Below are 22,071 nucleotides of genomic sequence, written 5' to 3'. Positions count from 1 at the left end.
TGTTGCTTACGGCAACCCTTACCAGTGCCCCCGCCCAAGCGACGGCTCCCACCTGTGCATCCGCGCCGCAGCGACCTGCCGGCATGCAGTTGAGCTGGCACGACGAGTTCGGCGGTCGTGCGTTGGACCAGCGGTCGTGGAGCACGGTGATGGACTTCCCCGGACGCGCGGGTGGGCACTACCACAACACGTCGTACGGGAGCTACGCCGTCGACGAGAACGTCGTACTGTCCGGTGGGAAGTTGCGGCTGGTGACCGACAACAAGCCGGTGGTGGGTACGGATCCCGTCGGGACGTACCAGTACACCGAGGGGTTCATCTCCTCGCACGACAAGTTCTTCCAGACCTACGGGTACTGGGAGATCTGCGCGAAGTTCCCCGCCGGCAAGGGGTTGTGGCCGGCGTTCTGGCTGATTCCGCAGGACCGGAGCTGGCCGCCTGAGATCGATGTCGCCGAGTGGTTCGGGAGCATCGAGAGCATGCACAGCGGGCTGGCGTCCGGCACCTGGCCGGATGTTCGCTGGGACAGCCATTGGGCGACCGGGCTCGATCCCACGACCGGTTGGCACACGTACGGCGTGCTGTGGTCACCCGGCCGCATCACCTTCACGGTCGACGGCAAATCCACCTCGAGCATCACCGGCGCCCAGGTCCCCGACAAGCCGATGTACGTCGTCCTCAACAGCGGCACCTGGGCCAACGCGGACCGCGGCGGCCCACCCGACGCCACGACCCCGTTCCCCAACTCGTTCGACGTCGACTACGTCCGGGTCTATCAGTCGAAATAGCCTTGTGGGCGGCGTCAGACAAATATGTACTATTCTGGAGCCATGGCTGAAGTTCCGATCCGGATGTTGAACCAGGAAACTGCGCGAGTGCTGGCCCGGGTCAAGCAGGGCGAGGAAATCGACATCACCGAGCGAGGTCTGGTCATCGCTCGGCTGGTGCCGGCAGAGCCTTCGCCGGTTGCCCGGCTACTCGCAAGCGGGAGCTTCCGACCTGCCCGGCTGACACGACCGTTCTCGAGACCCAAGGGTGAGGTGCGTACCGATCATGAGGCCGGTGAGCTGCTCAGGCAGATGCGGGACGAGGAGCGCTACTGATGATCTACCTGGACGCAGCGGCGTTGGTGAAGCTCGTTCGGCGGGAGGCTGAGTCGCAGGAGCTCGTCGACTGGCTCAACCAGCAGGTCGATCGGATCTTCGTGTCCTCGGCGGTGGTGGAAGTGGAGCTGCCACGAGCTCTCCGACGATCTGAGCCGGACTTGCTCACCACCGCCCCTTCTGTCCTGGCGCAAGTGTCCATGTACGACGTCGATGAGACGGTTCGCGCCACCGCAGCTGCTTACCAGGATCCGTGGATTCGCTCGCTCGATGCGATTCACCTCGCGACGGCGGACGCGGTTCTGGGCGACGATCTGACCGCATTCGTCAGCTATGACCGGCGTCTGCTGGCGACGGCGAAGGCGATCGGCCTTCCCGTCGCCAGCCCGGGGATGTCCTGAGTTCAGCGGTTTGGTGGGGTAATGGGGCGGACCGGGTCGAAGATGTCGCTGGGCTGGATGGGTCTGTGGACGCCTTGCTGGATCAGGTCCAGGGTGCCGCGGTCGGCGCGGCGCTGGGTGATGCCGTCGTCGGTGGAGACGGTGCGGTCCGTGATGCAGTAGTCGGCGATGATCCAGACCGAATCGGACTTCGCGCGGCCGTGCAGGGTGACGACGTACGTGCGCTGGTCGATGTTGCCGCACCCCTTGGCGCGGGGTGATCGTGAACCCTCCGGCGAGCCGTTCACTCGCTGCGCGAAAGCTGACGCGGTCCCGGCGCCGAGCTGGGATCCAGCGACCAGCGAGCCATGCCAGTACTCGCAGACGTCGGCAGAGGTGATCTGCTCCTTCGCATCCAGACCTGTGCCATGCGGTCCGAGGTCCGTCGGCGGGCAGCCGTAGTAGTCCGTGCCGGTGATCGGGCGGGCCGAGTCCAGGATGCGACGGCGGAGCGCATCGTCGTTCGTCAGCACGCTGATCTTCGTGCCGCCGACCAAACGGGTCTCCTCGGTCCAGCCGGCGTCGTACCGCTTGGTCCCGGGCGCTTGCACGTCGTTGAACCACAGGTACGGCGCTCGCCGTCCCAGCGGGAGTACGGCGTCCTCGCACGTGTAGCCGTACTTCCCGAGCCAGCCGTTGAACCGTCCGACCGACGGGACGGCCGAGTTCGCGAACGTGGTACAAGGCGCTGGTCCGGAGATGTACTGCGTCCACGAGTCCGGGACCTGTACCTGGGCGGTCTTGTACGACTCCCAATGCCAACCGGGAGCAGGTGCGCCCGGGCGGGCGACCTGTGGGTCGGTCCGGAGTTCGGTGGTGAGCGAGTGGCTCGCGGTGATCGCGGTCGCGACGGCCGCGAAGGCCAGCACGGTGGCTCCGATCGAGCGACCGGTACGGCGGCGGCGTAGGCGGGCGTGGACCACGGCCAGGAGGTGGTCGTCGGCTGGTGCGTCGGCCGCGTGCCTCGACAGAGTGTCCGCGATCAGCTTCTCGGATGCGTCCATCAGCGCTTGGCCTCCGCTGTTCCGATGTCGGCGTTCACGATCGAGCGCCGGATGTACGCCTCCGGATCCTGGCCACGGCAGATCCGGGTCCACCGTGAGTACGCGGCGATCAGCGCGTCCTGCACGGCCTCCTCGGCGCGTGCGTGGTCGCGGGTGAGCAGGTAGGCGAACCGCAACAGCGCGGCCCCCCGCTGCCCCACCCACTCGTCGAACTCCGGCGTCTCCATCCGGCACCTCCCACCCACATCACGCCGGTGAGCCCCGGAACGTTGCAGGGATCAGTCAGGTTCGGGAAGTGTCGGTGTCGGCAATGCCAGTTTCTCGTCCGGCTTCGCGGAGAGTACGTCGTTCACGTACGAGCGGGCCGCCTCCATCGTGTCGACCTCGTGGCCGGCCTGTTCGGACAGGAACCAGCGGTGCTCGAGCACCTCGTGGAACACCTCGGCGGGTTCGAGCTTCCTGCGCAGGTCGCGCGGGACGGACCGGACGACCGGCTCGAAGACCTCGGTCAGCCACTGGTGGGCGACGATCTCCTCGTCCTCGTTCTGCTGGTCGGTGGCCGCCGCGAACGAGTCCAGGTCGTTCAGCAGCCGCCGTGCCTGGTTCTCCTCGACATCCAGGCCGGTGAGCCGGAGCAGCCGCCGCGAGTGGTGACCGGCGTCCACGACCTTCGGCTGGATGCGGACCTGGCTGCCGTCCCAGTCGGTGATGATGTCGATCTCGGCGACGTCGAAGCCGAGTTCGTTGAGGCGCCGGATCCGCGAGTCCAGCCGGTGCATCTCGTCGGTGGCGAACTCCTCCGGCGCGGTCAGCTCGGCCCACAGCGCCTCGTACCGCTTCTGGATCGACTCGACCGTCTCCTGCGGGTCGATCGACTCGTCGAGCAGACCGCCCTCCTGCAGGTCGAGGAGCTCACCGAACAGGTTGATCTCCGCGGTGTAGAGGTCGTGCGCCCGCTGCCCGTCGGAGATGTCCTGGTGCAGCTCACCGGTCTCGGCGTCCACCAGGTACGCCGCGAACGCGCCGGCGTCGCGACGGAACAGGGTGTTGGACAGCGAGCAGTCGCCCCAGAAGAAGCCGAGCAGGTGCAGCCGCACGATCAGCGCGACCAGGGCGTCGATCAGCCGGTTCACGGTGTCGGGGCGCAGCGTGCTGGAGAACAGCGCGCGGTACGGCAGCGAGAACTGCAGGTGCCGGGTGATCAGGATCGAGTCGATCGGCTCACCGTGGCGGTCGACCCGGTCGGTGATCACGCCGACGGGCTCGACGGACGGCGCCTCCAGCCGTTCGAGGTCGCGGAGCAGGCGGTACTCGTGCATCGCCAGGTGCTCGAGGACCTCCTTGATCGCATACACACTGCCGTTGACCCGGACGAAGCGAACCACGTGCCGCGAGATACCGCGCGGCAGCGCGACCAGCTGGTCCTCGGGCCAGTCCTCCAGCGGGACGTCCCACGGGAGCGACAGCAGACCGGTGTCCGGGCGGGTGGCGACGAATCGAGGCACGGCTCCCAGTGTGTCAGGAATCCTGAGCGTTCAGCGAGGTACGCAAGTGCTTGCAAATTCTTGCGTGAATAGGCGTAGAGTTTGCGTCATGACACGACGACTTGCAGAGGTGGCGAAGAAGGTCGGCGTCAGCGAAGCCACCGTGAGCCGGGTCCTGAACGGGAAGCCCGGTGTGTCCGAGGCGACCCGGGAAGCCGTCCTGACCGCGCTCGACGTGCTCGGATACGAGCGGCCCACGCAGCTCCGGGGCGACCGGGCCCGGCTGGTCGGACTGGTCCTGCCCGAGTTGCAGAACCCGATCTTCCCGGCGTTCGCCGAGGTTGTCGGCGGTGCCCTCGCGCAGCAAGGTTTCACGTCGTTGCTCTGCACCCGGACGGTCGGCGGTGTGTCCGAGGCCGACTACGTGGATCTGCTCCTGCAGCAGCAGGTGTCGGGGGTCGTGTTCGCCGGCGGGTTCTACGCGCAGGCGGACGCGCCGCATCAGCACTACGAGCTGATCCAGGAGCGCAAGCTGCCGACCGTCCTGGTCAACGCGGCCGTCGATCACCTCGGCTTCCCGCAGGTCTCGTCGGACGACTACGTGGCCGCGGAGATGGCCATCGGCCACCTGCGCGCCCTTGGCCACCGGCGGATCGGGATGGTCCTCGGCCCGCGCGACCACATCCCGTCACGGCGGAAACTGGAGGCGTTCCTGGCTGCGGAGGAGGCGGATCCGGGCCTGGTGGAGCACACGATGTTCTCGCTCGAGGGCGGGCACGCGGCCGCGACCAAACTGGTGAACTCCGGTGTCACCGGCATCGTCTGCGCCAGCGACATCCTGGCCCTCGGCGCCATCCGCGCCGTCCGCCGGGCCGGCCTCAGCGTCCCCGACGAGGTCTCGGTGATCGGGTACGACGACTCCGCGATGATGAACTGCACCGACCCGCCGCTGACCACCGTCCGGCAGCCGATCGACGCAATGGGCCGCGCCGCCGTCGACATGCTGGTCGCCCTGATCGAACGCGCCGCCGTCCCCGCCGACGAACTCCTCTTCGAGCCCGAGCTCGTCGTCCGCGCCTCCACCGCGAGAGCCCGCATCTAGACCCGACCACCAGGCAGCCGCTGACCCGCCGGGGTCGGCGGCTGCTGTCGTTTGCCCTGCGGCTGGCAATCTCCCACGTGAAGTCACGTTTTTGCAAGCTGAGATCGAAGTATTGCGTTCGCGCGTCCAGTTCCCTACGGTGTCGGCACGAGTCAAGGGAGAGGGTGGAGATGACCACAACGCGCCGCGGGCTCAGCCTGCTGCTGGTGATGGGGCTCGGGCTGGTGACCGCGTCCTGCGGATCGGACGACGAGAAACCGGCAGCGGACGGTCCGGTCACGATCACCGTCGGCTGCCAGCCGCCGAAGAGCAACCCGAAGGAACGCGAGGCCTGGGAGGCCGATGTCGCGGCGTTCCAGAAGGCGCACCCGAACATCACGGTCGAGGGCAAGGACGCGTTCCCCTGCATCAACCCGGACACCTTCCAGGCGAAGCTGGCCGGCGGGACACAGGAGGACGTCTTCTACGTCTACTACACCGACGTCCGGAAGATCATCGAGAAGAAGCAGGCCGCGGACATCAGCCAGTACGTCGGCAGCGTGAAGCCGCTGAACGACCTGCGCAAGGACGTGATGAGCGTCTTCAAGGCCAATGACAATTCGGACAAGACGTACGGCCTGCCGCGGAACAACTACAACATGGGCCTGGTCTACAACCGCAAGCTGTTCAGCCAGGCCGGTCTCGACCCGGCCAACCCGCCGAAGACCTGGGAAGAGGTCCGGGCGGCCGCGAAGAAGATCGCCGCGCTCGGCCCGGGGTACGTCGGCTTCGGTGAGTACTCGGCCGGCAACACCGGCGGCTGGCACTTCGCCGCGGAGCTGTACGCACGCGGCGGGTCGATGGTCAGCGACGACGGGAAGACCGCCGCCTTCAAGAGCGACGAGGGCAAGGCGGTCCTGGAGAACCTGAAGCAGATGCGCTGGGACGACAACTCCATGGGCAGCAAGCAGTTGCTGCAGTGGGAGGATCTGATGCGCATGATGGGCGGCGGCAAGCTCGGCATGATGATCGGTGCGCCGGACGTCGTGCAGTCGGTGAACAACGACTTCAAGGGCAAGTTCGAGGACTACGGCGTCACCGCCGTACCGGAGTCGACCGGGAACTCGTCGCTGAGTGGCGGTGACGGGTACATGTTCAACCCGAAGGCGTCGCCGGAGAAGATCAAGGCCGGTCTGCTGTGGCTCGAGTTCCACGAGCTGACGCCCGGCCAGGGACAGTTCAACTACGCGCGGTCGAAGGAGCAGGGCCGGCCGGTCGGTCTGCCGATCCCGGACCTGTACGGGAACAGCGCCCCCGGCAACGAGATCAACGCGCTGCGCAAGCAGTACGCGACGGTCCCGATCGACAACTTCACGCCGTACGTCGCCGCGCAGGGCGACATCACCAACAAACTCGAACCCCCGAAGGCGCAGGAGCTGTACGCCGTCCTCGACGTGGCGATGTCCGCGGTCCTGACCCGCAAGGACGCCGACATCGACAAGCTCCTCTCGGATGCCGAGTCGAAGGCCAACAAGATCCTCGCGAAGAACACCTGATGGTCAGCACAACCAGCACCCGCCGTCCCCGTTCCGCGGGGACGGCGGGTGGTGCGATGGGCTCCCGACGACCACCTGGGGGCGACGAGCTCCCGCTCCCCAGCACCACGGGCGCGTTGCGGAGGGCGGTGCGGCGGAATCTCACGGCGTACGGATTTCTGTGTGCCGCCCTGATCTGTTTCGCGTTCTTCTCCTGGTACCCGATGGTCCGGGAGATCGTGCTGAGCTTCCAGCAGAACAACTTCGTGGACCCGGGGGAGTGGGTCGGCTTCGACAACTTCCGCACAGTGATCGCGGACCCGGCGTTCCGCGCCGCGTGGTTGAACACCGCCGCGTTCAGCGGCCTCGCCCTCGTGATCGGGTACGCCGTACCGTTCGTGCTGGCCGTGGTGCTCAACGAGCTCAAGCACGCGAAGGCGTACCTGCGCTTCGTCGTCTACCTGCCCGTGATGCTCCCGCCCGCAGTCGCCGTACTGCTGTTCAAGTGGTTCTACGACCCCGGAGCAGGCCTCTTCAACCAGGCGCTCGACGCGGTCCATCTCCCACCGTTGAGCTGGCTGGACTCCACGAGTACGGCGCTTGTCAGCCTGGTGATCGTGTCGACCTGGATGAATCTCGGCACCGGCACCCTGATCTACCTCGCCGCCCTGCAGAGCATCCCCGGCGAACTGTACGAATCGGCGGAGCTCGACGGAGCCGGCCTGTTCAAGCGGGTCCGGCACGTGACGATCCCGCAGACCAAGCTGATCCTGCTGGTGATGCTGCTCCTGCAGGTCGTCGCCACGATGCAGGTCTTCATCGAGCCGTACCTGCTGACCGGCGGCGGCCCGGAGAACGCGACCGTCACCGTCGCGTACCTGATGTACCAGTACGCGTTCAACTTCGGTGACTTCGGCGGCGGCTCCGCACTCGGTCTGATGCTGATGATCGTCCTGCTGGTCTTCTCCACGATCTACCTGCGCGTGTCCCGCGAGGAGGCCGAGCGATGAGAACCCTGGTGTCACCCCTCGCGCTCCGCACGCGGCACGGCCGGATCATCTACTGGACGATCCTGACGCTGACGGTCGTCGGCTTCACCGGCGCGTTCGTGTTCCCGTTCTACTGGATGGTGAGCGGCGCGCTGAAGTCTCCCGACGAGCTGGCGCAGATCCCGCCGAGCTTCTTCCCGAAGTCGGCCGACTTCAGCGTCTACAAGGAGGCCTGGGACCAGCTCCAGCTGGGCGTTTTCCTCAAGAACACCGCTCTGTACGCCGGTGGCGCGTGGCTGTTCACGCTGGCGGTCGACGTGTCGGCGGCGTACGCGCTGTCGAAGCTGCGGCCCGTTCTCGGGAAGCTCGTCCTCGGGGCGATGCTGGCGACGTTGATGATCCCGCCGATGGTCCTGCTGCTGCCGACGTACCTGGTGGCGAAGGATCTGCCGATCCTGCACCTGGACCTGCTGAACACGCCGTGGGCGATCTGGTTGCCGGCGGCAGCGAACGGGTTCTTCGTGTTCCTGCTGAAGCGGTTCTTCGACTCGATCCCGCGCGAGCTGCTCGAGGCCGCGGAGATCGACGGGGCCTCGCCAGGCCGGATCCTCTGGTCGATCGTGCTGCCGGTGTCGCGGCCGATCATCGGTGTGGTGTCGATCCTGTCCGTGGTCACGGTCTGGAAGGACTTCGTCTGGCCGCTGCTGGTGCTGCCGGAGACGGACAAGATGTCGATCAGCGTCGGTATCGCGTCGCTGTCCGCGCAGATGCCGCAGAACGTCCTGATCGCCTCGCTGGTGATCGCCAGCCTGCCGACCATTCTCGTGTTCTTCGTGTTCCAGCGCAGCATCATGGCGGGCCTCACGGCCGGAAGCCTGAAAGGGTAAGGAGATTCGATGGCTGACGAATGGTGGCGCGGAGCCGCGATCTACCAGGTGTATCTGCGGAGCTTCGCGGACGGCAACGACGACGGCATCGGTGACCTGGCCGGGTTGCGCGCGAAGCTGCCGTACCTGGCGGAGCTCGGGATCGACGCGATCTGGCTGAACCCGTGGTACCCGTCGCCGATGGCCGACGGCGGGTACGACGTCGCCGACTACCGCGCGATCGACCCGGCGTTCGGCACCCTCGCGGATGCGGAGGCGTACATCGCGGAGGCGCACGCCCTGAACATCCGCACGATCATCGACATCGTGCCGAATCATGGGTCCGACCAACAGGACTGGTTCGTCCAGGCGCTGCGGGCCGGCCCGGGATCACCCGAGCGGGAGCGGTTCCTGTTCCGCCCGGGCCGCGGTGACGGACCGCCCAACGAGTGGCAGTCGATCTTCAACGGTCCCGCCTGGTCGCAGGTCGAGGACGGCGAGTGGTACCTGCACCTGTTCGCCCCCGAGCAGCCCGACTTCAACTGGCGTAATCCGGAGGTCGTCGAGGAGTTCCACGACATCCTCCGGTTCTGGCTGGATCGCGGCGTCGACGGCATCCGGATCGACAGCGCCGCCGTACTGTTCAAGGACCTGGACAGTGCCGAGGAGTCGTACACCGACCACGACGAGGTGCACGAGGTGTACCGCGGCTGGCGGCGGATCTCCGACTCGTACGACGGCCGGTTCTTCGTCGGTGAGATGTGGATGCCGGACCAGGAGCGGTTCGCGCTGTACCTGAGGCCGGACGAGATGCAGACCGCGTTCAACTTCGACTTCCTGTCCCGCCCGTGGGAGGCCGCGGAACTGAAGGCGTCGATCGATCTCACACTCGCCACCCACGTCCCGATCGGCGCACCGCCGACCTGGGTGCTGTCGAACCACGACGTGACCCGCCCGGTCACGAAGTACGGCCGGCCGGACACGTCCTTCTCGCACCAGGACCGCAAGCACGGCATGCAGACCGACCTGGTCCTGGGCGAACGCCGCGCCCGCGCCGCGGCCCTGCTCGCCATGGCCCTTCCCGGCGGCCTTTACGTCTACCAAGGCGAGGAACTCGGCCTGCCCGAGGTGGAGGATCTGCCCGACGACCTGCTCCAGGACCCGATCTTCACCCGCTCGAAGGGCACCGACCGCGGACGAGATGGTTGCCGCGTACCCCTACCGTGGTCGGGCAAGGAGCCGCCGTTCGGCTTCGGCGCCGGTACGCCGTGGCTCCCGCAACCCCGCGACTGGAAGAACCTGACCGTCGAGTCCCAGTACGACGACCAGAACTCAATGCTCACCCTCTACCGCACGGGTCTCCGCCTCCGCCGCACCCTCCTGGGCGACGGCACCCTCACCTGGCTCGACTCGCCGCCCGACGTCCTAATGTTCCGCCGCGAGACCCTGACCTGCATCACCAACCTGGCCCCGACTCCCGTACCCCTCCCCCCCCCCAAGGAGCTGCTCCTGTCCAGCATCCCCCTGGACAACGGCGCCCTCCCCCCAGACACCACCGCCTGGGTGCGGTGAACAAGAAGTGGGGGCGTTGCACAGGCGATAACCTGTGCAACGCCCCCATAACCTCAGCTCAGGGGCCGGAATCTCCGCAGTCGCAGGCTGTTCGACACCACGAACACCGAGCTGAAGGCCATCGCAGCTCCGGCGAGCATCGGGTTCAGTAGCCCCGCGGCGGCCAGCGGGAGAGCGGCCACGTTGTACGCGAAGGCCCAGAACAAGTTGCCCTTGATCGTACGGAGCGTGCTCCGGGAGAGCCGGATGGCGTCCGCGGCCGCGCGCAGATCACCCCGCACCAGCGTCAGGTCGCTCGCCTCGATCGCCACGTCGGTGCCGGTGCCCATGCTCAGTCCGAGGTCGGCCTGAGCGAGCGCGGCCGCGTCGTTGACGCCGTCGCCGACCATCGCGACCACACGACCCTCGTCCTGCAGCTTCTTCACCGCGTCGACCTTGCCGGCCGGCAGGACCTCGGCGATCACCTCGTCGATGCCGACCTCACCGGCCACCTTCGTCGCCACCGCTTCGTTGTCGCCGGTCAGCAGCACCGGCCGCAGACCCAGCGCCTTGAGCTGAGCGATCGCCTCCACGGACGTGGGCTTCACGGTGTCCGCGACGACCAGCACAGCTCGTGCCTGCCCGTCCCAGCCGACCGCAACCGCCGTACTGCCCTCGGCCTCGGCATGTTCCTTCGCGTGTGCCAGTTCTGAAGGCAGATACTGGCTCCACTCCTCCAGCAACTGCGTCCGCCCGACGAGTACGGCGTGCCCGTCGACGATCCCCTGCACACCGAGTCCTTCGACGTTCCCGAAGTCCTCGACGTCCGGCAGCTTCCCTTCAGCAGCTGCGGCTCGGGCGACGGCCTGCGCGATCGGGTGCTCGCTCGAGTGCTCGAGCGCCCCGGCCAACCGCAGCACCTCGGCACGGTCCTGATCCGGAGCGAGCAGTACGTCGACCAACTCCATCCGGCCCGTGGTGACGGTGCCCGTCTTGTCGAGTACGACGGTGTCGACGCGCCGCGTGGACTCGAGCACCTCCGGCCCCTTGATCAGGATGCCCAGCTGCGCGCCCCGACCGGTCCCGACCATCAACGCGGTCGGCGTGGCCAGACCCAACGCACACGGGCAGGCGATGATCAGTACGGCGACCGCGGCCGTGAACGCGACCTCGAGTGGCGAACCGTTGCCCAGCCAGAAACCGAGCGTTGCGAGCGCCAGCCCGATCACGATCGGTACGAAGATCCCGGACACCTTGTCGGCCAGGCGTTGTACGGCGGCCTTCCCGTTCTGGGCGTCCTCGACGAGCCGCGCCATCTGCGCCAGCTGCGTATCCGCACCGACCCGGGTCGCCCGCACCACCAACCGGCCGCCGGCATTGACGGTCGCGCCAACGACTGCGTCGCCTTCGCCGACCTCGACCGGCACGGATTCGCCGGTCAGCATCGACGCGTCGACCGCGCTGCTGCCGGTGACGACCACGCCGTCGGTCGCGATCTTCTCGCCCGGCCGGACGACGAACTCGTCACCCACGACGAGCTGGTCGGCCGGAATGCGGGTTTCCGTTCCGTTCCGCAGCACGGCGACGTCCTTCGCGCCGAGTTCGAGCAGGGCCCGCAACGCGGCCCCCGAGCGGCGCTTCGCTCGCGCCTCGAAGTACCGGCCGGCCAGGATGAACGTGGTGACGCCGGCCGCGACCTCGAGGTAGATCTCCTCCGCGCCACTGCCGCGGGACGGGATCAGGGTGAACGGCATCTTCATGCCGGGCTCACCCGCGGAACCGAAGAACAGTGCGTACAGCGACCAGAAGAACGCGCTCACCACACCCAGCGAGATCAGCGTGTCCATCGTGGCGGCGCCGTGCCGCAGGTTGGTCCAGGCGGCCTTGTGGAACGGCCAGGCCGCCCACGTCACCACCGGGAACGCCAGCGTCAGCGACGCCCACTGCCAGGACTCGAACTGCAGTGCCGGGATCATCCCGAACGCGATCACCGGCACCGCGAGCACGATGCTCGCGATCAACCGCTCCCGCAGGGGTTTCAGCTCGTCCGGTGCATCGTCCTCGGTCTCGACGGCGGGCGTCGGGAGCGAGGCGGTGTAGCCGGTCTTCTCGACGGTGGCGACCAGATCGTCGGTGGAGATGCCGTCCGCGTACGTGACCTTCGCCTTCTCGGTGGCGTAGTTGACGGTCGCGGTGACACCGTCCATCCGGTTCAGTTTCTTCTCCACCCGGGCGGCGCACGAGGCGCACGTCATACCACCGATGATGAGTTCGACGGACTGACCGGGCTCGGTGCTGGTCATGATGAAGTGCCTCCTCTCTAGTGGCCGTGCGGCGTTTCCGCGTGCCCAGGGGTCTTGGGCGCGGTAGTTGCGGTCGGTAGGGCGGTCGGCGGGACGATCGCGGTCCCGGTCGAGCTCACTTTGACGGTGAACTCGGCGGTGTGGACCTTGCCTGCGTGCTGGAAGTCCAGGAACAGGCTGTACGTACTGGCGGTCGGGAAGGTGGTGGCGAACGTGATCCCCGGTCCGCCCTTCATCCCCGCCGTCGCTTCCTGCGCCGGATGGGTGTGCAGGTAGGCGAGGTCCCCGCCGCGCAGCGAGACCAGGTGCCCGAAGGCGCCAAGGTACGGCTGCAGGTCCTTGACGGGCTTACCACCCCGGCTGATCGTGAACATCAGCTCGGACTCCTTGCCGGCGACCGGGGTGCCCTGCAGCGTCACGTCGTACCCGTCGAAGCTGTAGACGCTCGCCGGCTCGGCGACCGGGACCGGGACGTACAGCCCGGTGACGTTCACGTCCGTGCCGAGGGTGATCGTGCTGTCGTGGCCGGCCGGCTGGAAGTCGGCGTACAGCCGCCAGGTTCCGCCGGCGGTGAACGTGAACGGGATGCTCCACGTCCCGTCCGCCGCCAGCGTCGGGTGCACGTGACGGAACCCGGACAGGTCCCGCCGGACCACGATCAGGTGCAGGTCCTTCTCGTGGGTCTTCGTGTACTTCGTGACCGGTTTGCCGTCCGGTCCTTGGATCGTGAAGCGCAGCTCGGTCTTCGCGCCGCTGGTGAAGAACGTCTTCGCCGGCGCGAAGGTGTAGCCGGCGTCGGACACGGCCAGGCCGGGCAACTGCCCGGCCGACTCGTGTCCGCCGTGTTCCGAGGTGCCGGCAGTCTGCTCCATGCCACCCATCTCCTCTCCGTGGGCCGGTGCCGCGGAGGTGTCCTCGGCCGCCGCGATCGGGTCGACCGCGGAGCCGATGCCGTACGCCGCCCCGAAGGCCAGCACCACCGCACCGGCGAACGCGCCGAGCCGGAGCGCGACGGCCCGGCTCATGACGCGGCCAGTTCGTAACCCGCCTCGTCGACGGCGTCGCGTACGGCGTCCTCATCGAGCGCGGACTCACTCGTCACGTGCACCGCGGAGGTGCCACCCGCGACGAGGTCGATCTTCACGTCCTTGACACCGACGAGCTTGCTGAGCTCCTCGGTGACAGCCGACGTGCAGTGGCCGCAGGTCATACCGGACACGGAGTAGGTCGTAGTCGTGCTCATATCTAAGCTCCTTGCTCGAAACGGGGTGATGTGCGGAGATGCGGTTCAGCTGCGGACCAGGCGGGCGATCGCGTCGGACGCCTCGCGGACCTTCTCGTCGGCCTCGGGGCCGCCCTTCTGCGCGGCCTCGACCACGCAGTGCGACAGGTGCTCGTCGAGCAGCTCCAGCGAGAACGACTGCAACGCCTTGGTGGCCGCCGACACCTGGGTCAGGATGTCGATGCAGTACTTGTCCTCCTCGACCATCCGCTGCAGACCACGAACCTGCCCCTCAATCCGCCGCAACCGCTTCAGGTGGCTGCTCTTCTCGGCGGTGTATCCGTGCACATGCGTCTGCTCGGTGCTCATCTCGCAACCCTCTTCCTAGCCCTCAACTACCCCTCCGGGGTATCTCCACGCCCAACAAGTTACCCCCTATGGGTATAGAACGCAAGTCCTGAACGCATACCGGTAGGGGGTATTTATCGGATGCGGTCAACCCCTGTCAGGGCGGGTGATGAACAAACCTGTCACGCTGTGCGTCTGCTCAGGGACGACATGGGACGAGAGGGGTGGGGATGTCCGACGTGGCCATCAGTACGCGGGGGTTGCGCAAGACGTACCGGACGTTGCGGGGGCGCAAGGTGGTGGCTGTGCAGGGGCTGGATCTGGAGGTTCCGGCGGGTGGGGTGCACGGGTTTCTCGGTCCTAACGGGTCGGGGAAGACGACGTCGATCCGGATGCTGCTCGGGTTGGTGCGTGCTGATGCGGGGACGATGACCGTGTTCGACCAGCCGGTGCCGGCGAAGCTGCCGGAGGTGGTGGGGCGGATCGGGGCGATCGTCGAGTCGCCGAAGTTCTTTCCGGCGTTCACCGGGCGGAAGAACCTCGAACTGCTCGCGGAGGCGATCGGCGCACCACGCACCAGGGTCGGTGAGGTGCTCGAGCAGACGTCGCTCGGTGAGCGTGGCAACGACCGGTTCCGGTCCTACTCGTTGGGGATGAAGCAGCGGCTGGCGATCGCAGCCACGTTGCTCAAGGAGCCTGACCTGCTGATCTTCGACGAGCCGACCAACGGTCTCGACCCGGCCGGTATCCGGGAGATCCGCGAGACCATGCGCGGGCTCGGCGAGCAGGGCAAGACGGTCCTGGTCAGTAGCCACATCCTGGCCGAGGTGGAGCAGGTCGCCGATACGGTGTCGATCATCGGCCACGGCCGGTTGCTCGCGTCCGGCACGGTCGCGGAGGTGATCGGCGGTGGTACGGCGCCAACAGTGAAGGTTGCTGTCGACAACCATGAGGCCGCGACCCGGATCCTGACCGCCGCCGGGATGACGGTTCGTGCCGACGGCAACTATCTGCTCGTCGAAGGCGCACCGGATCCCGCCGACGTGACGCGTCGCCTCGCCCATCAGGAGCTGTACGTGTCCGAGCTGGTGCCGGTCCGCGCCGACCTCGAGTCGGTCTTCCTCGAGCTCACCGAAGGCGAGGGGCTCTGATGATCCGCCTGACGAAGGTCGAGCTCCGCCGGTTGCTGGCGCGCCGGTTGACGGCGGCGGGTCTCGTCGGCCTGTTCCTGATCACGATCCTGCTGCTGGTCGCCACCTACTTCGAGGCGCGGCCGTTGTCCGCCGCCGAGCAGTTGCAGGCGCAGCAGCAGTACGAGATGGCGCACAAGGACTGGGTGGACCACTCGGCCGAGAATCTGAGGCTGTGCGAGGCGGACTGGGCGAAGCAGCCCGACCCGAAGCCGAAGCTCGAGGAGATGTGCACCTATCCCGAGCCGCGGCCGGAGGACTTCGGCAAACCGCCGACGATCTTCGCCGAGATCATGCCGGAGCTCTTGCAGGGTTCGTCGTACTTCCTGGCGTTCGCGGCGTTCCTGATCGGGGCCAGTTTCTTCGGCGCCGAGTTCAGTTCAGGTGCCATCGGCAACTGGTTGACGTTCGAGCCGCGCCGGCTGCGGGTGTACGGCAGCAAGCTGCTCGCGGCCGCGACCGGGTTCGTGCCGATCGCCGCCGTGGTGCTGGCGTCCATACTTCTCGGAACGTTCGTGATCGTCACCAGACTCGGTGATTCCTCGAATACGACGGGGAAGGTCTGGGGTGATCTCACCGCGATCGGCGGTCGTGCCGTGCTGACGACCGCCCTGGCCGCCGCGCTCGGTTGCATCGTCGGACTGCTGCTCCGGCACACTGCCGCCGCGATCGGTGTCGTGATGGCGTACCTGGTGCTGGCGGAAGGCGTTTTCGCGGCGTTCCTGGAGAAAGCCCAGCCCTGGTTGATCAAACTCAACTTCGACGCCTTCGTCCGGCACGACGCGCAGTACTACGTGACGGAGTGCAAGACCGGTGCGGACGGCAGCTACCTCTGCGACTACGTGCAGAAAACGCTTTCGTTCGAGCACGGCGCTTGGTACCTGGCGATCTTCACCGTGGTCCTGGTACTCCTCGGCGGTTGGGTCTTCCACCGCCGCGACGTCAACTAGGCAAGCCTGGAGTGCCGCCGTCGTCGTAGCGCGCCGATCAACGCGATCCCGAGCGTGGCCACGGCGGCGGCCGCACCGACCGCAAGCCCGCGGCGGAGCCCTGGCGGCACGAACGTGCAGTCCACCCGGTCCGCCGTACCCGTCAGCGGGACGGCGATCAGGCCGCCGAAGTCCCGTGGAGTCTGCGACTTGCCGCCGGCGACCTTGCAGGTCCAGCCATCGATCTTCGGTACGCCGAGCACCGCCCAGCCCTTGCTGCCCGCGGGCAGCGTGGCGTGCAGGGAGTGACCGCTCGTGTCCACGTCCGTCGCCCCGGTCGCCCGCAGCTTCTTGACCGCGTTGCGCAACGCCTGCTGGTCGAGGCAGCCGATCGCGTTCCGCGGTGGAATGCCCTGCGGGGCCTCGCCGAAGTTGACCTCGACCAGCACGATCCCGGTCGCCGGTACGGTGCCGAGCCCGATCATCGCGCTGCTGGTGTTGATCCCCGGCCGGCGCGTCGAGCTCAGTTCGTGCCACTCGCCGTCGGCCAGCCGGGCGCGGCCGCCGACCCGCGGCATGTACAGGTACGCCGTACTTCCCGGCGTGCAGGCCGCGACCAGTTTGACGTCACCGGTCGCGAACCGGGTGCCCTTGTACTCCGGGACGTCGTACACCTTGGCGCCGAGCAGGCGCTCCTGGGCGGCGTACGCGTTCGGGGCGTCGGTGTCGGCCGGGACCGCCGCGTCGAGCCGGCGCCGTACCGTGACCAGCGGCGGAACGGTCGCCCGGGTGATCTTCGGGTTGCCGTCGACGAGCCGCATCCGGGCGCCGACCGAGAAGATCGCGTCGGTCACCGGGTTGTCGAGCGTGCGCGCCGCGCGGCCGTACCCGGACCAGCCGAAGCCGAGCGACGTCATCATCTCGTTCACCGAGTGCGGCAACAGGCTGCTGTACAGGCCGGCGCCCTGCCCGCCGAGCAGAATCGGATCGTTCGGTGTGATCGACGTCCCCGGCTCGGTCCGGTACGCCGGCCAGCCGTCGACCTCCCGCAGCGCGTCGTACCGCGTGGTCTGCTGGTCGTTCCATGCCACGGCCGAAGTGCTGAGCACCTTGGATCGACGCTCGTCGGTGATCACCGCGGTCCAGGTGGTCTCCACCGCCACAACCACCAGCAGTACGGCGAACGCGGCAACGACCGGCCACTTCACCCGCCGCGTCCGCGGGAACCGGCGCACCGTCCAAATGGTGCCGAACGCAATCAACGTCACCGCCGCGGACGCGATCAGCACCTCCAGCCAGTGCTCGGTCAGCAGCGGACTGCCGTCGGACAGTACGACGATCAACGCCAGCAGGACCGCACCGCCCAGCAGGGCGACCGGACCGGGCAACTTCCACGAGACCGAGACCCACGCGACCGCGACGAGCAGCCCGCAGAGCACGAACGCCTCGCGGTACTGGCTGCCGTTGGGGGTGTCGAACGCGTGCCAGACCTCCTGCGTCGGCGCCCACCGGAACGACCAGCCGACAGCGCCGATCGTGATCACCCACACGACCTTCGACAGCCACGGCACGAACTTGTTGAACGGCATCGTCAGCGCGAGCAGCAGGGCGATTGTTCCGACGTACAGGCTGGCGGTCCGGCCGACGCCCTCGGACAGCGGCAGCAGCCGGGACAGGAACAGATCCATCGCCGAGGCGTGGAAGATCCCGGACGGGGACGGCGTTGCGGCGCGGTTGGTGGTGATGATCGGTAGCAGGATGGGCGCGACCAAGGCCATCCCGAGCACGAACGAGACGCCGTGCCGGACGACCGACCGGAGGCGCAGCGACCAACTGAGGTCGCTGCTGAGCAGCCGGGCGAGCAGGTAGATCCCACCCGCGATCGTTGCCATGTAGGCGGTGTAGAAGTTGGACAGCCAGAAGACGGCGACCACCAGCACACTCAGCACCCGGTTGGTCCGGCGGAGTGACCACTCGGCGACCAGGAAGAACATCGGCAGGGCGATCAGACCGTCCAGCCACATCGGCACGTAGGCTCCGTCGTCGAGTGCCCAGCCGCAGACGCCGTACGAGACTCCCAGGATCGCTGCAACCCAACGGGGTCCAGGACGCATCTTGAGAAGTAGGGCGGCCATGGCGGCCGCGGCCAGGCTCAGCTTCAGCGTGGTGACGACGTAGACGGCGAGGTCGATCTGGTCGCGGGGGAACAGACCCACCAGCAGGGACAATGGGCTGCCGAGATCGACCCCGACGTCCGCGAGGAAGCCGACGCCGAAGGCGCTCTGCCAGTTGAACAGCAGGTCGCCCTGGCCCTGGCCGTGCAGGACGTCCCAGAGATGGGCGAAGAAGGGGATGTACTGGGTGCCAAGATCGTTGGTACTGCGGGACAGCGAACCGAAGGGAAAGGTACCGCGGATGATTCCGGAGGCGGCGAACACCGCCGCCACCACGACAGCTGCGACGACGGCCGGCAGTAACGCCGATCGTCGCCGGACAGTCCCTCCATCAGCACTGTCCTCGGAAGCCATTGGCCGCCCCTTCGCTCCGCTCACCCGGTCGCCAAAGCTAGCGGGTAGTTCTGGTCTGGACAAGAATCGCATCACGGTCGACGTACGGGGCGGATGGGGACGACGATGCGGTTGAGTCTGGTGGTGCCGTGTTACAACGAGGTCGAGGTGATCTCGCGGTTCCATCAGGCGCTCAGCCACGAGCTCGAGGAGACCGGCCGGCCGTACGAGATCGTGTACGTCGACGACGGTTCCTCTGATGGGACGCTCGAGGCCCTGGTCGAGTTGGCAGCGACCGACGAATCGGTCCGGTACCTGTCGTTCAGCCGGAACTTCGGCAAGGAGGCCGCGATGCTGGCCGGCCTGCGGTACGCGACCGGCGACGCCGTGGTGATCATGGACGCGGACCTGCAGCACCCGCCGGAGCTGATCGGCCGGATGCTGGCGGAGTACGAACGCGGGTTCGACCAGGTGATCGCGCGCCGCAACCGGACCGGCGACCCGGCGACCCGGACGCTGGCGGCGCGGGCGTACTACTGGCTGATCAACAGGTGGGCCGACGTCGAGCTGATGGACGGGGTCGGCGACTTCCGGCTGCTGTCCCGGCGCGCGGTCGACGGGCTGCTCGAGCTGAACGAGTACAACCGGTTCTCGAAGGGACTGTTCGCCTGGATCGGGTTCGAGTCGCTCCTGTTCGAGTACGACAACGTGAAACCGCCGCCGGACCGGAAGAGCCGGTGGACGTTCCGGCGGTTACTGGAGTACGGGCTGGACGGGCTGCTGTCGTTCAACAACAAGCCGCTGCGGATGGCGATCTACGTCGGTCTGCTGCTCACCGCGGTCGCCGCCGGGTACGCGATCTGGGTGATCGTGGCCGCGATCGTGCAGGGGGTCGAGATGCCCGGGTACGTCACGCTGATCGCCGCGATCACCGGCCTCGGCGGACTGCAGATGGTGATGCTCGGCGTGATCGGCGAGTACATCGGCCGGATCTACTACGAGACCAAGAAGCGCCCGCACTACCTGCTCAAGCAGACCAACATGGACCCGGCGGACCGGCTGGAGCGGAGCAGCTGAAATGACACCGGCCCCGGGTGGACGAACCACCCGGGGCCGGTAACAGCTGCTGCTGAGGATCAGGCGGTGAGCCGCTCCTCGGTGGACGTCGAGAACAGGTGCAGCTTGTCCGGCACGGCCGCCAGGCGGATGGTCGAACCCTTCTCGACCGGCATCCGGGCGTCGATCCGGGCGACGATCTGCTGGTGCTCGTTGTTGTGCTCCGCGGTGCCGTACAGGTACGCGTCGGCGCCGAGCTCCTCGACCACGGCGACCTTGACCGGCAGACCTTCGTCGGCGACCTTGAAGGCCTCCGGGCGAACGCCGACGGTCAGGGTCTTGTCGCTGCCGGCCTTGTCCAGCAGGGAGCGCTGCAGCGGGATGACGTAGTCGCCGACCTTGGCGCCGCCCTCGGTGATGTCCGCGGTGAGCAGGTTCATGGCCGGCGAACCGATGAAGCCCGCGACGAACTTGTTCTTCGGGTTGTCGTACAGGTTCAGCGGGGTGTCGACCTGCTGGAGCAGACCGTCCTTGAGCACCGCGACCCGGTCGCCCATCGTCATGGCCTCGACCTGGTCGTGGGTGACGTAGACGGTCGTGACACCGAGACGCTGCTGCAGCTCGGCGATCTGGGTGCGGGTCTGGACCCGGAGCTTGGCGTCGAGGTTCGACAGCGGCTCGTCCATCAGGAAGACCTGCGGGTTACGGACGATGGCGCGGCCCATGGCGACGCGCTGACGCTGACCGCCGGACAGTGCCTTCGGCTTGCGGTCGAGGTACTCCTCCAGGCCGAGCAGCTTGGCGGCCTCGCCGACCCGCTTCGCCCGGTCCTCCTTGGAGACACCCTGCATCTTCAGCGCGAAGCCCATGTTGTCCGCGACCGACATGTGCGGGTAGAGCGCGTAGTTCTGGAACACCATCGCGATGTCCCGCTCCTTCGGCGGACGGTGCGTGACGTCGCGGTCGCCGATGTAGATGGAACCCTCGTTGACCTCTTCGAGGCCGGCGAGCATCCGGAGCGAGGTGGACTTGCCGCAACCCGACGGGCCGACGAGCACCATGAACTCGCCGTCCTCGATCTCGAGGTTGAGCTTGTCGACGGCGGGGGTGTCACCACCGGGGTAGATCCGGGTTGCCGCCTTGAACGACACAGTAGCCATGACTGATCTTTCCCTTCACCGGCAGGAACGTGCCGGACGATCCGAGTAAAGGTTCCCCCGGGCGGGGGAGTTGGCCCATCCTCGCCCGGCCCCACTCGTCCTGACAAGGTCTACGGCGTGTGACGTGCGTGTTCTGTTCACGTAGTGGACACCACTGCGCAGTCTGCAAGTTCTTGCAGGATCTTGCTGAAAAGTCAGGAGCGCCTGGGTACAGTGCCGGGCGTGAGCAGCAGCAGAGCACGGCTGGCGGACATCGCGGCCAAGGCGGGGGTCAGTGAGGCGACGGTCTCGCGGGTGCTGAACGGGAAGCCGGGGGTCGCCGAGGACACGAAACAGTCCGTCCTGACCGCCCTCGACGTACTGGGGTTCGAGCGGCCGTCGCGGTTGCGGCGCCGGTCCGCGGGGCTGATCGGGCTGGTGATGCCGGAGCTGATCAACCCGATCTTCCCGGCGTTCGCCCAGGTGATCGAGTCGGCGCTGTCGCAGCGTGGGTACACCCCGGTGCTGTGCACCCAGTCGCCGTCCGGCGCGACCGAGGAGGAGTACGTCGAGATGCTGCTCGAGCGCGGCGTCTCCGGGATCATCTTCGTCTCCGGCCTGCACGCTGACACCGGCGCGGACCACGAGCGGTACCAGGCGCTGGTCGAGCGGCGGCTGCCGGTGGTGTTCGTGAACGGCTGGCTGCCGTCGGTCGAGGCGCCGTTCGTGTCGTCGGACGAGTACGCCGCGATGGAGCAGGCGGTCACGCATCTGGTGGCTCTCGGGCACCGCCGGATCGGTTTCGCGTCCGGGCCCGAGCGGTTCATCGTCGTCCAGCGGAAGCTGGCCGGGTACCGGACCTCGATGAAGGCTCAGCTCGGCTTGTCCGACGAGGACCTGGACCCGATGGTCGCCTTGAGTATGTTCGGTGTGGAGGGCGGTGAGGCCGCCGGCCGGCAGTTGCTGGACGCCGAGGTCACCGCGGTCGTCTGCGGCTCGGACATGATGGCCCTCGGCGTCATCCGCGCGGCCCGTCAGCGGGGCCTCTCGGTTCCGGGTGAGGTCTCGGTGGTCGGGTACGACGACGCGCCGATGATGGAGTTCACCGACCCGCCGATGACGACGATCCGCCAGCCCGTCCAGGCGATGGGCCTGGCCGCAGTCCAGTCCCTACTGGAAGAGGTCCGAGGCCACGCCACACCCCACACAGAGTTCCTGTTCCGCCCAGAACTAGTAGTCCGCGCGTCAACCGGCCCAGCCCGCTGAACGCAACTTTGTGCACCCACCGACCATTTCCGGGGCGGAAAAGTGGCTGGTGGGTGCA

21 protein-coding genes are annotated in these 22,071 nt (G+C 67.5%); 12 read left to right on the top strand and 9 right to left on the bottom strand.

Annotation, left to right across the window (positions count from 1 at the left end):
• Nucleotides 1-83: 83 nt before the first annotated feature.
• The 3 genes from E0H50_RS30495 to E0H50_RS30485 are packed head-to-tail and all read left to right on the top strand — an operon-like array spanning nucleotide 84 to nucleotide 1,504.
• The gene (locus E0H50_RS30495) at nucleotides 84-788 is read left to right on the top strand and encodes a glycoside hydrolase family 16 protein (RefSeq protein ID WP_165547347.1); all 705 of its coding nucleotides are present in this window, start codon (nucleotides 84-86) and stop codon (nucleotides 786-788) included.
• 42 nt (nucleotides 789-830) lie between these two features.
• The gene (locus E0H50_RS30490; RefSeq protein ID WP_131294058.1) at nucleotides 831-1,103 is read left to right on the top strand and encodes a type II toxin-antitoxin system Phd/YefM family antitoxin; all 273 of its coding nucleotides are present in this window, start codon (nucleotides 831-833) and stop codon (nucleotides 1,101-1,103) included.
• Nucleotides 1,103-1,504: a type II toxin-antitoxin system VapC family toxin gene (locus tag E0H50_RS30485; protein ID WP_131294056.1), complete on the top strand. Its 402-nt coding sequence runs from the start codon at nucleotides 1,103-1,105 to the stop codon at nucleotides 1,502-1,504. The genes E0H50_RS30490 and E0H50_RS30485 overlap by 1 nt, the downstream gene beginning before the upstream one ends.
• A gap of 2 nt (nucleotides 1,505-1,506) precedes the next feature.
• Here the strand turns inward: E0H50_RS30485 and E0H50_RS30480 are convergent, their stop codons facing one another.
• The 3 genes from E0H50_RS30480 to E0H50_RS30470 are packed head-to-tail and all read right to left on the bottom strand — an operon-like array spanning nucleotide 1,507 to nucleotide 4,073.
• Nucleotides 1,507-2,547 (bottom strand): hypothetical protein, encoded by a 1,041-nt coding sequence (locus E0H50_RS30480; protein WP_131294054.1) that lies wholly within the window; start codon nucleotides 2,545-2,547, stop codon nucleotides 1,507-1,509.
• On the bottom strand, nucleotides 2,547-2,774 hold the full coding sequence (locus E0H50_RS30475; RefSeq protein ID WP_131294052.1) for a sigma factor: 228 nt from the start codon (nucleotides 2,772-2,774) through the stop codon (nucleotides 2,547-2,549). The genes E0H50_RS30480 and E0H50_RS30475 overlap by 1 nt, the downstream gene beginning before the upstream one ends.
• A 51-nt stretch (nucleotides 2,775-2,825) precedes the next feature.
• The gene (locus tag E0H50_RS30470) at nucleotides 2,826-4,073 is read right to left on the bottom strand and encodes a DUF4032 domain-containing protein (RefSeq protein ID WP_420323265.1); all 1,248 of its coding nucleotides are present in this window, start codon (nucleotides 4,071-4,073) and stop codon (nucleotides 2,826-2,828) included.
• Nucleotides 4,074-4,140: 67 nt separating this feature from the next.
• Between E0H50_RS30470 and E0H50_RS30465 the strand changes: the two genes are divergently transcribed.
• The 5 genes from E0H50_RS30465 (at nucleotide 4,141) to E0H50_RS30445 (ending at nucleotide 10,074) form a co-directional block, all read left to right on the top strand.
• Complete coding sequence (locus E0H50_RS30465; protein WP_131294048.1) at nucleotides 4,141-5,133, top strand: LacI family DNA-binding transcriptional regulator; 993 nt, start codon at nucleotides 4,141-4,143, stop codon at nucleotides 5,131-5,133.
• 170 nt (nucleotides 5,134-5,303) lie between these two features.
• The gene (locus E0H50_RS30460; protein ID WP_238151403.1) at nucleotides 5,304-6,668 is read left to right on the top strand and encodes an ABC transporter substrate-binding protein; all 1,365 of its coding nucleotides are present in this window, start codon (nucleotides 5,304-5,306) and stop codon (nucleotides 6,666-6,668) included.
• A 128-nt stretch (nucleotides 6,669-6,796) separates the two neighbouring features.
• Nucleotides 6,797-7,657 carry a carbohydrate ABC transporter permease gene (locus E0H50_RS30455; protein ID WP_238151401.1) on the top strand — a complete coding sequence of 287 codons (861 nt, stop codon included), beginning with the start codon at nucleotides 6,797-6,799 and terminating at the stop codon, nucleotides 7,655-7,657.
• Nucleotides 7,654-8,523: a carbohydrate ABC transporter permease gene (locus E0H50_RS30450; protein ID WP_131294044.1), complete on the top strand. Its 870-nt coding sequence runs from the start codon at nucleotides 7,654-7,656 to the stop codon at nucleotides 8,521-8,523. The genes E0H50_RS30455 and E0H50_RS30450 overlap by 4 nt, the downstream gene beginning before the upstream one ends.
• Before the next feature lie 9 nt (nucleotides 8,524-8,532).
• On the top strand, nucleotides 8,533-10,074 hold the full coding sequence (locus tag E0H50_RS30445; RefSeq protein WP_131294042.1) for a glycoside hydrolase family 13 protein: 1,542 nt from the start codon (nucleotides 8,533-8,535) through the stop codon (nucleotides 10,072-10,074).
• 53 nt (nucleotides 10,075-10,127) lie between these two features.
• On the opposite strand, the gene E0H50_RS30440 is transcribed toward E0H50_RS30445, so the two are convergent.
• From E0H50_RS30440 to E0H50_RS30425, 4 genes are read right to left on the bottom strand one after another with little or no spacing between them, the layout of a single operon-like run.
• Nucleotides 10,128-12,356: a heavy metal translocating P-type ATPase gene (locus E0H50_RS30440; RefSeq protein WP_131294040.1), complete on the bottom strand. Its 2,229-nt coding sequence runs from the start codon at nucleotides 12,354-12,356 to the stop codon at nucleotides 10,128-10,130.
• 17 nt (nucleotides 12,357-12,373) lie between these two features.
• On the bottom strand, nucleotides 12,374-13,381 hold the full coding sequence (locus E0H50_RS30435; protein WP_131294038.1) for a hypothetical protein: 1,008 nt from the start codon (nucleotides 13,379-13,381) through the stop codon (nucleotides 12,374-12,376).
• On the bottom strand, nucleotides 13,378-13,599 hold the full coding sequence (locus E0H50_RS30430; protein ID WP_131294036.1) for a heavy-metal-associated domain-containing protein: 222 nt from the start codon (nucleotides 13,597-13,599) through the stop codon (nucleotides 13,378-13,380). Before E0H50_RS30430 ends, E0H50_RS30435 begins: the two co-directional genes overlap by 4 nt.
• Nucleotides 13,600-13,644: 45 nt before the next feature.
• Complete coding sequence (locus E0H50_RS30425; protein ID WP_202868395.1) at nucleotides 13,645-13,947, bottom strand: metal-sensitive transcriptional regulator; 303 nt, start codon at nucleotides 13,945-13,947, stop codon at nucleotides 13,645-13,647.
• 209 nt (nucleotides 13,948-14,156) lie between these two features.
• Between E0H50_RS30425 and E0H50_RS30420 the strand changes: the two genes are divergently transcribed.
• Both E0H50_RS30420 and E0H50_RS30415 read left to right on the top strand, forming a co-directional pair.
• Nucleotides 14,157-15,077, top strand: coding sequence for an ABC transporter ATP-binding protein (locus E0H50_RS30420; protein WP_131294034.1), 921 nt, complete (start codon nucleotides 14,157-14,159; stop codon nucleotides 15,075-15,077).
• Nucleotides 15,077-16,066 carry an ABC transporter permease subunit gene (locus E0H50_RS30415; RefSeq protein WP_131294032.1) on the top strand — a complete coding sequence of 330 codons (990 nt, stop codon included), beginning with the start codon at nucleotides 15,077-15,079 and terminating at the stop codon, nucleotides 16,064-16,066. Before E0H50_RS30420 ends, E0H50_RS30415 begins: the two co-directional genes overlap by 1 nt.
• Here the strand turns inward: E0H50_RS30415 and E0H50_RS30410 are convergent.
• Nucleotides 16,063-18,573 carry a YfhO family protein gene (locus E0H50_RS30410; protein WP_165547346.1) on the bottom strand — a complete coding sequence of 837 codons (2,511 nt, stop codon included), beginning with the start codon at nucleotides 18,571-18,573 and terminating at the stop codon, nucleotides 16,063-16,065. The two genes, E0H50_RS30415 and E0H50_RS30410, sit on opposite strands and share 4 nt — an antisense overlap.
• 105 nt (nucleotides 18,574-18,678) lie before the next feature.
• Between E0H50_RS30410 and E0H50_RS30405 the strand changes: the two genes are divergently transcribed.
• Nucleotides 18,679-19,629, top strand: a complete 951-nt coding sequence (locus E0H50_RS30405) for a glycosyltransferase family 2 protein (RefSeq protein ID WP_131294028.1) — start codon at nucleotides 18,679-18,681, stop codon at nucleotides 19,627-19,629.
• A gap of 59 nt (nucleotides 19,630-19,688) precedes the next feature.
• Here the strand turns inward: E0H50_RS30405 and E0H50_RS30400 are convergent, their stop codons facing one another.
• Nucleotides 19,689-20,768: an ABC transporter ATP-binding protein gene (locus E0H50_RS30400; RefSeq protein ID WP_131294026.1), complete on the bottom strand. Its 1,080-nt coding sequence runs from the start codon at nucleotides 20,766-20,768 to the stop codon at nucleotides 19,689-19,691.
• 213 nt (nucleotides 20,769-20,981) lie between these two features.
• Here E0H50_RS30400 and E0H50_RS30395 point away from each other — a divergent pair, with 213 nt between their 5' ends.
• Complete coding sequence (locus E0H50_RS30395) at nucleotides 20,982-22,013, top strand: LacI family DNA-binding transcriptional regulator (RefSeq protein ID WP_131294024.1); 1,032 nt, start codon at nucleotides 20,982-20,984, stop codon at nucleotides 22,011-22,013.
• Nucleotides 22,014-22,071: the final 58 nt, after the last annotated feature.

Source organism: Kribbella sindirgiensis (genome assembly GCF_004331435.1).
GTDB lineage: Bacteria > Actinomycetota > Actinomycetes > Propionibacteriales > Kribbellaceae > Kribbella > Kribbella sindirgiensis.
The sequence above is the reverse complement of the archived record's forward strand: the minus strand, read 5'-3'. Positions and strand labels throughout refer to the sequence as shown.

Coding starts and splice junctions, on each gene's coding strand:
- E0H50_RS30495 (WP_165547347.1), top strand. CDS start 84: ATGCAGTTGAGCTGGCACGACGAGTTCGGCGGTCGTGCGTTGGACCAG.
- E0H50_RS30490 (WP_131294058.1), top strand. CDS start 831: ATGGCTGAAGTTCCGATCCGGATGTTGAACCAGGAAACTGCGCGAGTG.
- E0H50_RS30485 (WP_131294056.1), top strand. CDS start 1,103: ATGATCTACCTGGACGCAGCGGCGTTGGTGAAGCTCGTTCGGCGGGAG.
- E0H50_RS30480 (WP_131294054.1), bottom strand. CDS start 2,547: ATGGACGCATCCGAGAAGCTGATCGCGGACACTCTGTCGAGGCACGCG.
- E0H50_RS30475 (WP_131294052.1), bottom strand. CDS start 2,774: ATGGAGACGCCGGAGTTCGACGAGTGGGTGGGGCAGCGGGGGGCCGCG.
- E0H50_RS30465 (WP_131294048.1), top strand. CDS start 4,141: ATGACACGACGACTTGCAGAGGTGGCGAAGAAGGTCGGCGTCAGCGAA.
- E0H50_RS30460 (WP_238151403.1), top strand. CDS start 5,304: ATGACCACAACGCGCCGCGGGCTCAGCCTGCTGCTGGTGATGGGGCTC.
- E0H50_RS30450 (WP_131294044.1), top strand. CDS start 7,654: ATGAGAACCCTGGTGTCACCCCTCGCGCTCCGCACGCGGCACGGCCGG.
- E0H50_RS30445 (WP_131294042.1), top strand. CDS start 8,533: ATGGCTGACGAATGGTGGCGCGGAGCCGCGATCTACCAGGTGTATCTG.
- E0H50_RS30440 (WP_131294040.1), bottom strand. CDS start 12,356: ATGACCAGCACCGAGCCCGGTCAGTCCGTCGAACTCATCATCGGTGGT.
- E0H50_RS30435 (WP_131294038.1), bottom strand. CDS start 13,381: ATGAGCCGGGCCGTCGCGCTCCGGCTCGGCGCGTTCGCCGGTGCGGTG.
- E0H50_RS30430 (WP_131294036.1), bottom strand. CDS start 13,599: ATGAGCACGACTACGACCTACTCCGTGTCCGGTATGACCTGCGGCCAC.
- E0H50_RS30425 (WP_202868395.1), bottom strand. CDS start 13,947: ATGAGCACCGAGCAGACGCATGTGCACGGATACACCGCCGAGAAGAGC.
- E0H50_RS30420 (WP_131294034.1), top strand. CDS start 14,157: ATGTCCGACGTGGCCATCAGTACGCGGGGGTTGCGCAAGACGTACCGG.
- E0H50_RS30415 (WP_131294032.1), top strand. CDS start 15,077: ATGATCCGCCTGACGAAGGTCGAGCTCCGCCGGTTGCTGGCGCGCCGG.
- E0H50_RS30410 (WP_165547346.1), bottom strand. CDS start 18,573: ATGGCTTCCGAGGACAGTGCTGATGGAGGGACTGTCCGGCGACGATCG.
- E0H50_RS30405 (WP_131294028.1), top strand. CDS start 18,679: ATGCGGTTGAGTCTGGTGGTGCCGTGTTACAACGAGGTCGAGGTGATC.
- E0H50_RS30400 (WP_131294026.1), bottom strand. CDS start 20,768: ATGGCTACTGTGTCGTTCAAGGCGGCAACCCGGATCTACCCCGGTGGT.